Here is a 13706-nt window from a genome sequence, read left to right as displayed (position 1 = left end):
AAAAATGAGAGATTCATTCAAACCCCTATTCTGCGCGCCGTCTTTTTACTCACAATATCAAGATTCGTTTAGGATCATTGATACGGCATTAGCCAAAATGCACTGGGATAAGACATCCGAGGTTATGCTTTGGGCAGCGCTTCTGTGTATGTTGCGCAGGCCCGATGATTGGTTTGGCGGAATCAGCACTAATCTGCATCAAAATCTTTCTGCCAATACTCGCCATTTTTTACCTTATGAGTTAACGCAAGAACTTAACATCGCATGGCCGAAAAAAATCGCCCGCGAAATAACATTTGCTGAGTTTTTACGAACGGTAAAAATAAAGCCACTGCCTGAGGTTTTACAAAAGGCGATGTATTTTATTTTTACCAAAAAATATCCGATCACAGTCCTGGATTACGAACCTAGCCCTTCAGAACTCTTGCAGATCCAGTGCGAAGGACGCCGGATTATCACCTTTGCCAACGACTACCAAAACTGGCCGGAGCAAAAATTCGGAAAACGTGACCCGTTAAGCTTCTGGCTGCACGACTGCATCCATGCCGAGCACTATTTCTCTCAGCCCGAACACTTTATCAGTCAGCTGGGGTTTTATAAATTTGTAGCAAACGCCTACACCGCCCGATGTTGGCCCGAACTTTCAAAGGTTCCCCCATTTGCGGGAGATTTTTCTTACCTGATTTCGGATATGAACTCGCACCCATTACATTTGTTTAAGACACTGAAAGCGATTACCGACATTCACTTTGCTGCTGAGGCAAAAGGCATCTGGGACCGAGTCATAGCGACCTGTTCGGGGTCAAATGAAGAGTTGAATGCTCTGCGTAATCTGAACACCGCTTTATTCGCCTCTGGCGATTGCGACGCTTTGCTTCAATTCACAAAACGTCTGGGAGCACAGAGCTATTCCACTTAGACCTAGGTTATAACCGCGCCCCTTGGTATACTCAGTGTGTGTCGAAATACACACAAGAAAGGAGGCAAAATGGAAGTTAACACCACGAAAAATTCAAACACTAAATCTGAAGTTCAAAATACAGTAAATACTTCTTCTGCAAATCACTCGGCGCCTCAAATGGCTAAGCCGTTTAACCTTAAAAAACGCAAACGCAAAGCCCCTGCTGGCTGGTAGTTGGCGTAGGTAGTGCTTCCGCCAGGGTTCCTGGCGTGATAGCTTACCGATCATGAAACTTTACTACTCACATATTTCTCCGTTCACCCGCAAAGTTCTGGCAACTGCATTGATTTGTGGCCTTTTTGATAAAATCGAAATTATCGACCTAATGGCCTCTGGCAGTTTTCAGCCAACCGATGCGTTTAAAAAAGCTAACCCGTTAGCCAAGATCCCTACCCTGGTTTTGGATAATGGCGAAGCGGTGGTGGATTCGCCGGTGATCTGCGAATACCTAGATGCTAAGTCGGTAAGTGGCTCTATCTACCCACAAGACGAAAACGCTTACTTTTTACAGAAGAAGTTCGAGGCGATCGCTGATGGCTGTATGGACGCTGCGGTTTTAAGACGTTATGAATCCCTGCGCCCGGTGGCCCTGCAGAGTGCCGAGTTTGACCACAAACAAAAAGAGAAAATGCAGTTAAGTTTTAAGTACTTTGAATCCATGGTTTCAAAGCTTGGTACAGATAAGTTCTATATCGGTGAAGTCAGCATCGTTTCGATGATTGGCTATGCAGACTACCGATTTGCCACAGAAAACTGGCTGGCTGAAACACCGAACCTGAAAAAATGGTATGATCAAGTACGCTTAAAACCATTGTTTGTTCAAACTGAGCCTAAAAAATAGGAATTTCCGGCGCCCGACCCGCTTTCGTGCCAGGTCCGCAAATTAGTTTTGACTAAGTGACCCTGAAACTTTAAAACAAGTGTTCACGTTTTTAATATCTTTGACGGTGGTGGGGTAGCTCAGCTGGTTAGAGCAACGGAATCATAATCCGTAGGTCGGCGGTTCAAGTCCGCCTCTCACTACCAATTTTTCTTTCGTCAAAGACGAATATTTGATTTTTTAAAAAATAGTACTTCGGTTGCGACTGAAGTAAGTTTCTCGGGAAATGAGCCTCTTGGAGAAATATTAAACCCGCCTAAAAGCGGGTTTTTTACTTTTATTACGTGCTGGCCCCTTGATATAAGCCTTATTCTAAAAATTATAGCGGCAGCTCAATCGAAAATTTACTGCCTGAGCCGGGTTCACTCTCTACCGAAATTCGACCGGCATGGGTATCAACAATCTGTCTCACGATGTAAAGCCCAAGGCCAAGGCCAGAGATTGAACTTTTTTCGGTCACTCTTTCAAAGCGGTCAAATATTCTTGTTTGGTCTTCTTTACTGATACCCGGCCCGTAGTCTTGCACCTCTATCACAGCTCTGCCATCACGTTTATAAATGTTAATATCTATAGGTGATTTCGGAGCGTATTTTTTTGCGTTAGTCAGCAAATTTACAAAGACTTGTTCGAGTCGATGCGCATCCCAATGACCCACGACATCTTCTTTATTATTCACTTTAACTTCGGTGTTTGTTTTTTTAAAATCTTCCTTTAACGTCTCTAAAACGGCGTTAACAACATTGACCTGCTCCCAAAGCCAGGGCCATAGTCACAATGGCGGGCATTCCCTCTGGCACGGCCGCGACCGCTAATGAAACCGCAAACACCACTAAATCAACCCAACTTCGGCCCTGCCATAGCCCGGTTAACATGACGATGCCTACGACGACCAGACAAATATATAACAGCATTCTTCCGAGCTGCTTAATCTGCAGCTGCAGCGGAGTTAAACTGTCTTCAGCAGTTGCAATAAGATGAGCGATGCGGCCAAGTTCGGTCTTCATTCCGGTTTCTGTCACTTCGATAAGGCCTGTACCATGCACCACCGTTGTTCCCGTAAAAACTTTGTTAACTGCAGAATCTTGCGATTTTTCCACCGGCAGACTTTCACCGGTAAGCAGCGATTCATTAATGCGAAGTTCTGCAGCCTCAAGAATTTTTCCATCAGCCGCTATTAAATCGCCGGCTTCCAGAAACACCAGATCCTCTTTAACAACTTCGCGCGAGGGAATTACCCGCCGCTGTCCGTTGCGTATCACTACTGCCTTTGGTGCCGTAATCTGTTTGAGCGCCGCGATGGAATTTTCAGCCCGATACTCCTGGATAAAGCCGACTGCGGCATTCACAAAAATAATGGCAACGATTGCTAAGGATTCTAAACCTTCACCTAAAACGAAAGACAGAACACTGGCAAAAATAAGCAAAATAACAAGTGGGCTTTTAAACTGTTCTAAGAATAGAAGAACAAATGACCGCTTTTGGGCTTGTTCAATTTCATTAAATCCGAACTGCTTAAGACGAAATGCAGCTTCGCTTTCAGATAACCCCGTCTTCATTCCTGATTAACAAGCCAAAGTCATGCCAGCAAACTATCTGCGCCAATCAGTTTTTACTTCGCATTGACCCGAACAATTGGAACTTGCATACTTGATAACATGAAACTCATGGGGCACCGTGGAGCGCGTGATCGCGCCCCCGAAAACACATTGCGGTCTTTTATGGCATTACTTGAATCCAAAGTAACTGCGGTCGAATTTGATATTCACCAAAGCGCTGATGGTGTTTGGGTTGTGCATCACGATGACACCTTAGAACGCACGACCACGTCGTCCGGCGAACTGGCTAAAAAAACCTGGAGCGAGCTCTCTTTAGTACGCACTAAAGAAGGCGATCCGCTGCCAAAACTTACCGATGTGCTTTCTCTTTTTAAAGACAGCGCATTTGAACTGCAGATTGAAATTAAATCTGCCGGCGATTTTAAAAACTTAGGCCAGGAAATTCAAAAACATATTACAAAAGATAAAGTGACGGTGATTTCTTTTAATCACAATTGGCTCTTAGAATTTAAAAACCTAAACCCACAGATTAAAACCGCCTGCCTGCTGTTTGGTTTACCGGTTAACCCGGTAGAAATAGTCAAAGCCGCCGGTGCCGATGGCCTCTCGCTCAGTGTAAACTGGATTGATGCAGATTTGGTAAAAAAATGTCACACTGCTGGACTAACCGTCACCGCATGGAATGCGAACGATAAAAAAACTTTTGAAAAGATGAAAGCCCTAGGTGTTGATTACCTAGGGACCGATGTACCGTTTACGGCGGTCGAGTGGAGCATTGTCATCAATATTGATATGTCTTAATCTCAGTGAATTTGCAATAACTGAAACAGAACTTAAACTCATCGCAAGACTTGCAATCATCGGGCTTAGCAATAACCCAAATGCAGGATAAAGTACACCTGCAGCTACCGGTACACCTAGTGTGTTATAACCAAATGCAAACAGTAAATTCTGTCTGATGTTTTTCATTGTCGCTTGACTCAACTTATGCGCTCTGACAATTCCGGATAAGTCACCTTTAACCAGCGTGACTCCGGCACTTTCAATGGCCACATCAGTTCCGGTTCCCATAGCGATACCGATATCTGCCTGCGCCAATGCCGGAGCATCGTTAATGCCGTCACCGGCCATAGCCACACGCTTGCCACTGCTTTGTAATTTACGAATGATTTCACCTTTTTGGTGAGGCAACACATCCGCTTCTACTTTATCAATACCAAGTTCCTGGGCAACAACGCTTGCAGTATTCAGATTATCTCCTGTCAACATCACAACTTCGATGCCTTTATTATGAAAATACTGAATTGCCGGTTTTGAAGATTCTTTTATTGGATCTTTAACGGCGATAACTCCGGCTGGCTTGCCATCGATAGCCACAAGCATAACCCCGCTTCCTTTAACCTGCAGATCTTTGGCCATCTGAGAGAGCTCATCTACAGCTACACGATTTTCTTCCAGTAAACGTTTATTTCCCACTAAAATATTACGGCCACCGACAGTGCCTTTGACACCCATTCCGGTTACAGAGTCAAACTGAGCAACAGTCATGAGTTCAACCCCACGCTCTTCTGCACCTGAAACGATAGCTTCGGCCAGAGGATGCTCACTTGATTTTTCGATTGAAGCTGCAATTGCAAGAACTTCATTTTCATTAAATCCTTGCAATGATCTAACTTCAAAAAGCTTTGGTTTGCCTATTGTTAAAGTTCCTGTTTTATCAACAACCAGAGTTGTGATTTTTTCCAGTCTCTCCAGAGCCTCTGCATTTTTAATAAGTACACCATGTGTTGCGCCTTTACCTGTGCCCACCATGATTGACATTGGTGTTGCCAGCCCCAGTGCACACGGACAGGCAATAATTAGAACCGCCACAAAATTAATTAACGAGTGGGTAAGCTTTGGTTCAGGACCTATTAAATACCAAACCACTGCGGTAATGATCGCAATCAAAACGACCGCGGGCACGAAGTACGATGAAACCGTATCCGCAAGTTTTTGAATCGGAGCGCGGCTGCGCTGTGCCTGCGAAACCATTTTTACAATTTGCGAAAGCAATGTATCAGAGCCTACTTTAGTCGCCTTCATCACGAATGAGCCCGTTGAATTCACAGTCGCTCCAGTTACATTATGACCAACTTCTTTCTCGACTGGAATTGGTTCTCCAGAAATCATTGATTCATCAATAACACTTCGTCCTTCAACAACAACTCCATCAACCGGCACTTTCTCACCCGGGCGAACACGTAATAAATCACCTGGTTGTATATTTTCAATTCCGACATCTTCTTCTTTACCGTCGGCGCTGACTCGTCTTGCCGTTTTAGCCGCCAAGCCCAGGAGTGCCCGAATAGCATTACCTGTCTGGCTGCGCGCTCTAAGTTCTAAAACCTGGCCAAGCAGAACTAAAGCGGTGATAATGGCTGCTGCTTCGAAATAAAGTGGCACCTGACCGCCATGGCTCAATAAACTGTGCGGAACCAATCCCGGAAATAAAGTAACTACCAGACTAAACGCATACGCAACGCCAGTTCCGATCGCAATCAATGTAAACATATTTAAATTTCTGGATTTAATCGAATCCCACCCGCGTTCAAAAAAAGGAAATCCCGCCCACAGCACGACTGGGGTCGCAAGTAATAGCTGAATACCCGCATATAACCAATGAGGCAGATTCGTCTGCACAGGCTGCCCTGGAATTAAATCAGACATTGCCAGGAGCAATAAAGGAATTCCCAGAATAGCGCTCACAATTAATCGCTTCGTAAAATCTGCAAGTTCCGGGTTTTCAACTTCAGTCAGCGATATCTCTTCGGGTTCTAAGGCCATACCACAAATGGGACAATTTCCAGGGCCTTTTTGCCTGATCTCTGGATGCATTGGGCATGTGTAATACTGTTCAGCATCTGCATCAGTTACAACTTTTGGCGCAATCTGTTCATGCTTATGCGAATACCGTCCATCGCTAGAAACACTGCAGCATCCGCCGCTGCTTCCTGTATGTGGTTCAGAATGACCGTGATGGTGACCGTGATTATGTTTGTGTTCCATATATTCCTTTTAGCCTTACTGGGCTTGCTTGCAATTATAAGTCCTTAATTCGACTCTAAACCTTCCAATAATTGGAAGGTCAAGAAAAAGGTTCTAATTAATTGTAATGTTTGCTAATGTATCAATATTATTCACTTTTAGTAAAAAACCAGTGAGGTCTATATGAATATTGGCGAAGCCGCAAAAGCGTCAGGCATAAACTCTAAATTAATTCGTCACTACGAATCAATTGGCCTGATTGCCAAACCATCACGAAGCGAGTCTGGGTACAGAATCTATTCTGAAACCGATATTAATATTTTAATTTTCGTCAAACGCGCACGTGGCCTGGGCTTTTCGATGAAAGAGATTAAAAAATTAGTCAGTCTGTGGAAAAACAAATCAAGAACAAGCGCCGTGGTTAAGTCCCTGGCTCTAACCCACCTGAAAGAATTAGAAACTAAAATTGCAGAACTAGAATCTATGGCAAAAACATTACGGCATCTTGCTAAATGCTGCCATGGTGACAATCGGCCTGATTGCCCGATTTTGGATGAACTTTCACAATAACCCGTAAAAGCCACTGTTGTTCCCGAAAAAGATAAAATGATTAATTATAAAGCTTAATAACTGGCTATAAGGCAAACATGCCCCAGAAAATTCAAAAAATCTTTAATCATTTGTCACATTTTGCATTTACCAATCATAGTATATTTAAATGAAGGTATTGCAGCCATGTTAGATCGTATTATTAAGTTTTCGCTTTCTCACCGACTTTTAGTTATCGCATTTGCCGCACTTGTTGTATCTTATGGCGGCTGGCTAGCCAGTCATCTCCCTGTAGATGTGTTTCCGGATCTTAACAGACCCACTGTAACAGTGATGACCGAGGCCACAGGACTAGCTCCTGAAGAGGTTGAAACTCTTGTTACTTTTCCGTTAGAAACGGCTTTAAATGGGCTACCCGGCGTAGAAAGAGTACGCTCAAACTCAGGCGTTGGCTTAAGTATCGTCTACATTGAATTTGCCTGGGGTACCGACATTTTCAGAAATCGCCAATTAGTTCAGGAAAAACTTTCTTTAGCACAGGAAAAGCTTCCCAAAAACATTACCCCGATTATGGGCCCGATCTCTTCAATCATGGGGGAAATTCAACTTATTGGCTTAACATCGAACGATCCAGATATGAAACCCATGGATCTGCGCACCCTCGCCGACTGGACGATTCGTCCGCGGTTGTTAAGTATTCCGGGTATCGCCCAGGTTATCTCGATTGGTGGCGGCGTGAGGCAATATCAGATCCTGTTATCTGCCGAAAAAATACAAAAAATGCAGCTTTCAATTGAAGACATCGAAAGCAACCTTTCTAAAGTCAGTCTCAATTCAACCGGCGGATTTATAAATATCGAAAAAAATGAGTCGCTGATTCGTGTGATCGGAGCTATCCGCAACAAAGAAGAAATTCTTGATTCAGTGGTAGGTTTTCACTTGGGCCGGCCCGTGGTTGTACGCGATGTGGCCGAAGTGCGCGAAGCGCCACAAACGATGCGTGGTGAAGCCAGCATAAACGCCAAAAGTGGTGTTATTATCAGCGTGCAAAAACAGCCCGGTGCCAGCACCATCGACTTAACTCATGAAGTCGAAAAAGCCCTGGAAGAATTAAAAACCTCTTTACCCGCTACCATAGAATTAAACGGCAATCTTTTTAAACAGGCTCACTTCATAGAGTCTTCAATTGCCAACGTAAAAGAAGCCCTTCGCGACGGGATTATCCTGGTCTTAATCGTACTGTTTTTATTTTTAATGAACTTAAGAACAACGGTTATTACGATGACCGCTATTCCGTTAAGTTTCGTGCTTACGGCCATTGTGTTTCATTTTTTCGGTTTATCAGTAAACACCATGACCTTAGGTGGTTTAGCTATTGCTATCGGTGAGCTCGTCGACGATGCGATCGTAGATGTTGAAAACGTATTTCGCAGGCTTCGTGAAAATAAACAATCTAGTTCACCGCAGAATACATTAAAAGTTATCTATCTGGCGTCAAGCGAAGTCAGAAACTCTATTGTTATTGCAACCATTATCGTCTGCCTTGTGTTTATCCCGCTCTTTACGATGAGCGGAATCGAAGGAAAGTTATTCATTCCATTAGGAGTTGCTTACATTGTTTCATTGTTAGCATCTATGGTTATTTCGTTAACTGTTACTCCGGCTTTATGCTCGTACCTGCTTAACAACAAGAGCCTATTAGAGCACAAAGAAGGAAAACTGGTAACGACCTTAAAAGCCTGGGATACTAAATTATTACACAAAGCCCTTAAGCACCCACGCACCGTCATTGGCGTGACAGCCACCCTGTTTCTGGCTTCACTGATCTTAGCCGCTTTTATGGGCCGTGATTTTTTACCTAAGTTTAATGAAGGCACTGCTACTATTTCTATGATGGCACAGCCTGGTATTTCACTTGAAGAATCCAACAAACTTGGGTTTCAAGCAGAAGAACTAATTTTAAAAACTCCGGAAGTTAAGTCTGTTTCCCGTCGTACGGGCCGCGCAGAACAAGATGAGCACGCCGAAGGTGTTCATTCATCAGAAATTGATGTCGATTTTAAAGAATCCGGACGGCCGCGTGAGGTCGTCCTCGATGAAATCAGAACAAATCTGGCTACGATTGAAAATGTGTTTATTAACATCGGCCAACCGATCTCACATCGACTGGATCACTTGCTTTCAGGTGTTCGTGCACAGATCGCCATTAAAATATTTGGACCGGATCTCACCGTATTGCGCTCAAAGTCAGCTGAGATATATAAAGCCCTTGAAGGTACAAGCGGGCTCACCGATTTACAAATTGAACAGCAGGTGTTAATCCCGCAAGTGAAAATTCAACTGCTACGTGACGAAGCCCTTAAATATGGTATTGTTGTCGGCGAACTATCTGCCCTTATGGAGAAAGCCTTACAAGGCGAAGTGGTCGGCCAGATCTTAGAAGGACAGAAAAGCATAGACCTTATGATGCGATTTGATGAGAAGTCCCGAACCGACTTAGAACTTATCAAACGCACGGCCATCAAAACAATGCCTGATGGAACAAAAATCACCGTCGAAAAAGTAGCTGATGTTTATGAGTCTACGGGCCCTAACATTATAAATCGCGAAAATGCCCAACGAAGAATCGTCGTTCAGGCCAACTCTTCAGGACGTGATTTAGACAGTCTGGTTAAAGAAATACAGAGCAAAATTAAAGAAAAAGTAGAATTACCAGAAACATATTTTGTTACCTATGGCGGGCAATTTGAAAGCCAGCAGCAAGCCGCAAGACTGATGATTGTCTTAGGATTGCTGGCTGTAGCCGGCATATTTTTAGTTTTATATGCTCACTTTAAATCTACGTTTATATCCGTACAGGTGATGTTGAACATCCCGATGGCTTTTATCGGCGGCATAGTCGGCATTTACTTAACAGATAAAACTATTTCGATCGCAAGCCTTGTCGCCTTTGTCACCTTATGCGGTATTGCTTCACGTAACGGTATTATGATGATTTCGCACTACTTACACCTGCTCAAATATGAAGGCGAAAAATTTACCGAAGAAATGGTTATTCGTGGCTCATTAGAAAGACTTGTACCCGTACTTATGACAGCGTTAACGGCTATTCTTGGCCTGATGCCACTGGTCTTTGCCAGCGGCGAACCAGGTAAAGAAATTCTTCATCCGGTAGCTGTCGTCATCGTCAGTGGCCTGATCAGTTCAACACTTCTTGATATTTTTGTGACTCCGACTGTATTTTTTCATTTCGGAAAAAAATCTGCAGAGAAGAGTCTTGAAAGAACCAATGAAACTAATTTATTCGAAGGAGCTTAAAATGTTTAAAAAAATTTTATTCACATCACTGTTTGCTATATCAATGCATGCCATGGCTCACGAGGGTCATAACCAAACACCCGGCTCATTAAAAGCCAATCATGGTGGCACTGTTAAAGCCGGTAAAGAAATTAATCTTGAATTTGTTACATCAGGCAGTGAATTAAAATTATATCCTGCTTCACACGAAGGTGAAGACTTACCGGCTACCGAAGTTAAACTCACTGCAACCGGAAAACTACCAAAAGGAAAAGCTGAAGCCTTAAAAATTGAAGTAAAAAACGGAGTATATACCGCACCGATTGATTTTAAATCAGCGTACCGAGTTGAAGTTGTTGCTACGACTGATTACAAAGGCAAAAAAGATACCTTTAAATTTCAAGTTGAAAAATAGAAAGTTTTTGTATGTATTATTTGTGTAAAGCAAACACCATTTTAATGCTCTTTTTGATATGCGGTAACAGCGTCGCCGGCGCGCAAACACGTGCCGAACTGGAAACCCGTTTAATAGCAGCCAACCAAGAGCTAAAAGCTTTACAAAATGAGATTACAGCCCAGGATAGTTTAAAAAAATCGACGTACTCGGCATTTTTACCGGGATTAAATGCAGTGGGCGGCTTGGCAAGAATCAAAACAGATGAAGAAGATGAAAAAGGCCAAGTCGGTTACCTGCAAGGCTCGGCGAATCTGTTTTCTGGGTTTAAAGACCGATCGAACCTAGATATTCAGGCAAATAACCTGGAACTGGCCCGGGTGAATTACGATATTCGACTACGCAGTATTAAAGAAGAATTAACTGAAGTTTTAACCTCGATGATTCGTATTCACCAGATCGAAAAAATATTAAATGAAGAATATAAACTTACCCAGACCCAAAAACAAATGGCGGCCCGTAAAGTTAATGCCGGCTTAACCAGCCAGGTTGATAATTATGAATTTGAATTGCGTGAAAGCGAAATAGAGATTCAGAGAAAAAATATTGCCCGTGAGCACGAAGAAGTACATCAAAAACTTAATGCCCTGTTTAACCAAGAAATTTTAGATAAAGACTTAGAAGGTCTTACTTTTGCAACAACGGGCTCTCTTGCTAAAGAAGCCAATTTGACATCTTTCGATAATCACCCGTTAATACGTAAAGCAAAAATAGAAGCCCAAATCGCGGACTCAGAAAAAACAGCAGCCAGCTCTGATTTTTTGCCAAAACTTGATTTAGCTTACGCCTTCGGCCGCCTGACGCCGACAGAAGACCAAGTAAAATACAATGAATCTGAAGTGTCGTTATTATTAACGATCCCCCTGTTTTCGGGTTTTGATACTTATCACAAACGAAAATCAGCTGTTGCAAATCTGGCTGCAAAAGAAAGCAGTAAAAGCCAAGCAATCTTAAATATTAAATCTCAGTTTGAACAACTTAAATCACGCGCTCAAGAGCTTACTGAGCTCTACCAGATTATCGACAAAAAACTGCTGGTGGCTGAAAAGTACTATAATTTAACTCTCGCAGAGTATAAACGCGGGGTTAAAAACTCTCCTGACTTAGTCGGTGCCACCGAGAGATATTTTGATTCTAAAAAGAAAAAAATTGAATTACAAAAAGAACTCGAACTGGTTCAAGTTCAACTTAACAATTACAAATAGGAAATCCAATGAAAAAACTATTACCAATTCTACTGTTAGCAGCTACTGTTAAAACCTTAGCCCATGGCGAAGATAAATTAGGTCCTAACGGCGGTTACTTAAAAATGCCCGGGGCATTTCACACTGAAGTTGTACCGCAAAATGATGGTAAAATTAAAATTTACCTTTTAGACATTAATATCAAAACTCCTGTGGTTAAAAACTCACAAATCACTGCAACTATTGTCTCTGGAGGCAGAAAAGACATTACCTGCACAAGCAAACGTGACCACTTTCTGTGTGACACAACAAAATCAGACCTCACTAAGGGCACGTTGAATATTTCTGCTGTCAGAAGCGCGGTTAAAGGCGATGAAGCTATTTATAATTTACCTTTAGCTCTGGCAAAACCGGCTCCCGAAAAAAAAGATGACGACCATGGAGGTCATCACTAGTTAAACCGGTGGGTCGCCTCGGCATAAAATCTGCTTAGAAGTACCAGATATTAACCGGAGGGTCCCTTTATGCCGTCAACGCATAGTTTTATTGTTTTAATTGGTTTTCTGCTGTCCCTATCTGCACAGGCAGCGGAAACAAAGCCCCATTGTTATCTGTTCAAGCCAGGAAGTGTCGAAGCCGTACCGCTTGCGACCGAGTCCACTTTAACCGATGCAGAAACCTGGTGTTATCAAACCGTGACAACACCAAAAGCCGGAACACTTATTTATAATGTAACTGCAGGTTCAGTAAAACCTGAGCTTACGTTATTTGTCGGAAGTGATGGCTTTGTTGTGCATTCATCTTTACTTGACGGTAAACTTACGACTCACCGGGTGAAAGCTTCTGAATACAACCCGTTTTCTGTCCCGCTGGAAGAACCCCATATCGGTCAGCGTATGAGCGTGGGCTTATCTGACTCAACGGTTAAAGCAGCGCAGGCAAATCTTTCGGCGCTGATGGCCAGCGAACAAACCGATACGACTGTGGCCATTTCTGAAGGCCAGTTTAGTGTTCAGGCCTCGGTCTTACCGTGGCGCGGTTACTGGTACCCGCAACGCGGCCAAACGATCGCCCCATCACTTAGAAAATACGACGCTTATGTTAAAGCCCGAACCGGAGTAAATCCCAACACTGTTGGTTATGAACGTAGGCACCACGGCTGGACCGGCGAAGTGTGGGAAGGTCACTGCAACGGCTGGGCTGCTGCTGCGATTTTAAATGTTGAGCCTCAAAAGCCAAAAACAGATCCGATCTCGGGCATCACTTTTTCGGTACTGGATCAAAAAGCTCTATTAATGGAGCGCGATTTCTGTGTCACCCACACCTTTTTCGGTTCTCGTTACCGCGGTGAAGGCGATAACATGAGTGATATCCGCCCGGCTTCATTTCATAAAACACTGGTTTATTATATCGGCCAGTTAAAAAAACCGGTGGCCACGGATTACCGCCGTGATGCTACGGTTGATAACGCTGTTATTTCCGGATACGACATGACAGTTAAAAAAACCGGGTCACGCACTTACCGTGTAACCACTATCGTGCGCCTGCATCACTACGATAAGAAAAAAATCACTTCGACCGGAATTGCCCCTTCGGAGCGAAGAACTTACCGTTACAATCTTAAAGTCAATGACGTCGGTGAAATTATCGGCGGCAGCTGGCTTTCGGGTAACCCTGACTTTTTGTGGGTGCCATTAAGCAGCGTGGCTTGCAGTAAAAACAACCAAAAGCTGCAATCTACGGTGATCGAAGAGATTTTAAACATGCAGTAATTTTTTTAAAAGCCCGGTGGTGTATT

General features: G+C 43.4%; 13 protein-coding genes and 1 tRNA gene. 11 read left to right on the top strand and 3 right to left on the bottom strand.

Translation table 11 applies throughout. The features are described 5' to 3' along the window. Window positions 1-4: 4 nt before the first annotated feature. From AC04MM_RS02155 to AC04MM_RS02140, 4 genes are all read left to right on the top strand, one after another. On the top strand, window positions 5-919 hold the full coding sequence (locus tag AC04MM_RS02155; protein WP_475378668.1) for a hypothetical protein: 915 nt from the start codon (window positions 5-7) through the stop codon (window positions 917-919). A gap of 69 nt (window positions 920-988) precedes the next feature. Further along, a complete protein-coding gene (locus tag AC04MM_RS02150; protein ID WP_475378667.1) occupies window positions 989-1135 on the top strand; it encodes a hypothetical protein in 147 nt (48 codons plus the stop codon). Between the two features lie 52 nt (window positions 1136-1187). Beyond that, a complete protein-coding gene (locus AC04MM_RS02145; protein ID WP_475378666.1) occupies window positions 1188-1802 on the top strand; it encodes a glutathione S-transferase N-terminal domain-containing protein in 615 nt (204 codons plus the stop codon). Between the two features lie 108 nt (window positions 1803-1910). Continuing rightward, window positions 1911-1987, top strand: a tRNA-Met gene (locus AC04MM_RS02140). A gap of 173 nt (window positions 1988-2160) precedes the next feature. On the opposite strand, the gene AC04MM_RS02135 is transcribed toward AC04MM_RS02140, so the two are convergent. Both AC04MM_RS02135 and AC04MM_RS02130 read right to left on the bottom strand, forming a co-directional pair. Continuing rightward, window positions 2161-2517 carry a sensor histidine kinase gene (locus tag AC04MM_RS02135; protein WP_475378665.1) on the bottom strand — a complete coding sequence of 119 codons (357 nt, stop codon included), beginning with the start codon at window positions 2515-2517 and terminating at the stop codon, window positions 2161-2163. Between the two features lie 55 nt (window positions 2518-2572). Continuing rightward, on the bottom strand, window positions 2573-3397 hold the full coding sequence (locus AC04MM_RS02130) for an HAD-IC family P-type ATPase (RefSeq protein ID WP_475378664.1): 825 nt from the start codon (window positions 3395-3397) through the stop codon (window positions 2573-2575). A 99-nt stretch (window positions 3398-3496) separates the two neighbouring features. Between AC04MM_RS02130 and AC04MM_RS02125 the strand changes: the two genes are divergently transcribed. Next, entirely contained in the window at window positions 3497-4198 is a 702-nt protein-coding gene (locus tag AC04MM_RS02125; protein WP_475378663.1) for a glycerophosphodiester phosphodiesterase, read from the top strand. Here AC04MM_RS02125 and AC04MM_RS02120 read toward each other — a convergent pair. After that, window positions 4133-6445 carry a copper-transporting P-type ATPase gene (locus AC04MM_RS02120; protein WP_475378662.1) on the bottom strand — a complete coding sequence of 771 codons (2313 nt, stop codon included), beginning with the start codon at window positions 6443-6445 and terminating at the stop codon, window positions 4133-4135. The genes AC04MM_RS02125 and AC04MM_RS02120 overlap by 66 nt on opposite strands. Window positions 6446-6607: 162 nt before the next feature. On the opposite strand from AC04MM_RS02120, the gene cueR reads away from it, so the two are divergent. The 6 genes from cueR (at window position 6608) to AC04MM_RS02090 (ending at window position 13680) form a co-directional block, all read left to right on the top strand. After that, window positions 6608-6994: a Cu(I)-responsive transcriptional regulator gene (cueR, locus tag AC04MM_RS02115; RefSeq protein ID WP_475378661.1), complete on the top strand. Its 387-nt coding sequence runs from the start codon at window positions 6608-6610 to the stop codon at window positions 6992-6994. Window positions 6995-7159: 165 nt separating this feature from the next. Beyond that, on the top strand, window positions 7160-10291 hold the full coding sequence (locus AC04MM_RS02110) for an efflux RND transporter permease subunit (protein WP_475378660.1): 3132 nt from the start codon (window positions 7160-7162) through the stop codon (window positions 10289-10291). Between the two features lies 1 nt (window position 10292). Beyond that, a complete protein-coding gene (locus AC04MM_RS02105; RefSeq protein ID WP_475378659.1) occupies window positions 10293-10685 on the top strand; it encodes a hypothetical protein in 393 nt (130 codons plus the stop codon). A 44-nt stretch (window positions 10686-10729) separates the two neighbouring features. Continuing rightward, complete coding sequence (locus tag AC04MM_RS02100) at window positions 10730-11929, top strand: TolC family protein (protein ID WP_475378658.1); 1200 nt, start codon at window positions 10730-10732, stop codon at window positions 11927-11929. 8 nt (window positions 11930-11937) lie between these two features. Continuing rightward, window positions 11938-12363: a hypothetical protein gene (locus AC04MM_RS02095; RefSeq protein ID WP_475378657.1), complete on the top strand. Its 426-nt coding sequence runs from the start codon at window positions 11938-11940 to the stop codon at window positions 12361-12363. Window positions 12364-12432: 69 nt separating this feature from the next. Continuing rightward, window positions 12433-13680, top strand: a complete 1248-nt coding sequence (locus AC04MM_RS02090) for a hypothetical protein (protein WP_475378656.1) — start codon at window positions 12433-12435, stop codon at window positions 13678-13680. Window positions 13681-13706: the final 26 nt, after the last annotated feature.

The organism is Bdellovibrio sp. SBM16, from assembly GCF_056175625.1.
Note: the sequence above shows the minus strand (reverse complement) of the source record. Positions and strands in the feature narration are given on the sequence as shown.

Bases quoted from the DNA above. Each gene is read 5' to 3' on its own strand.
- AC04MM_RS02155 (WP_475378668.1), top strand. From the start codon at position 5: ATGAGAGATTCATTCAAACCCCTATTCTGCGCGCCGTCTTTTTACTCA.
- AC04MM_RS02150 (WP_475378667.1), top strand. From the start codon at position 989: ATGGAAGTTAACACCACGAAAAATTCAAACACTAAATCTGAAGTTCAA.
- AC04MM_RS02145 (WP_475378666.1), top strand. From the start codon at position 1,188: ATGAAACTTTACTACTCACATATTTCTCCGTTCACCCGCAAAGTTCTG.
- AC04MM_RS02130 (WP_475378664.1), bottom strand. From the start codon at position 3,397: ATGAAGACGGGGTTATCTGAAAGCGAAGCTGCATTTCGTCTTAAGCAG.
- AC04MM_RS02125 (WP_475378663.1), top strand. From the start codon at position 3,497: ATGAAACTCATGGGGCACCGTGGAGCGCGTGATCGCGCCCCCGAAAAC.
- AC04MM_RS02120 (WP_475378662.1), bottom strand. From the start codon at position 6,445: ATGGAACACAAACATAATCACGGTCACCATCACGGTCATTCTGAACCA.
- cueR (WP_475378661.1), top strand. From the start codon at position 6,608: ATGAATATTGGCGAAGCCGCAAAAGCGTCAGGCATAAACTCTAAATTA.
- AC04MM_RS02110 (WP_475378660.1), top strand. From the start codon at position 7,160: ATGTTAGATCGTATTATTAAGTTTTCGCTTTCTCACCGACTTTTAGTT.
- AC04MM_RS02105 (WP_475378659.1), top strand. From the start codon at position 10,293: ATGTTTAAAAAAATTTTATTCACATCACTGTTTGCTATATCAATGCAT.
- AC04MM_RS02100 (WP_475378658.1), top strand. From the start codon at position 10,730: ATGCTCTTTTTGATATGCGGTAACAGCGTCGCCGGCGCGCAAACACGT.
- AC04MM_RS02095 (WP_475378657.1), top strand. From the start codon at position 11,938: ATGAAAAAACTATTACCAATTCTACTGTTAGCAGCTACTGTTAAAACC.
- AC04MM_RS02090 (WP_475378656.1), top strand. From the start codon at position 12,433: ATGCCGTCAACGCATAGTTTTATTGTTTTAATTGGTTTTCTGCTGTCC.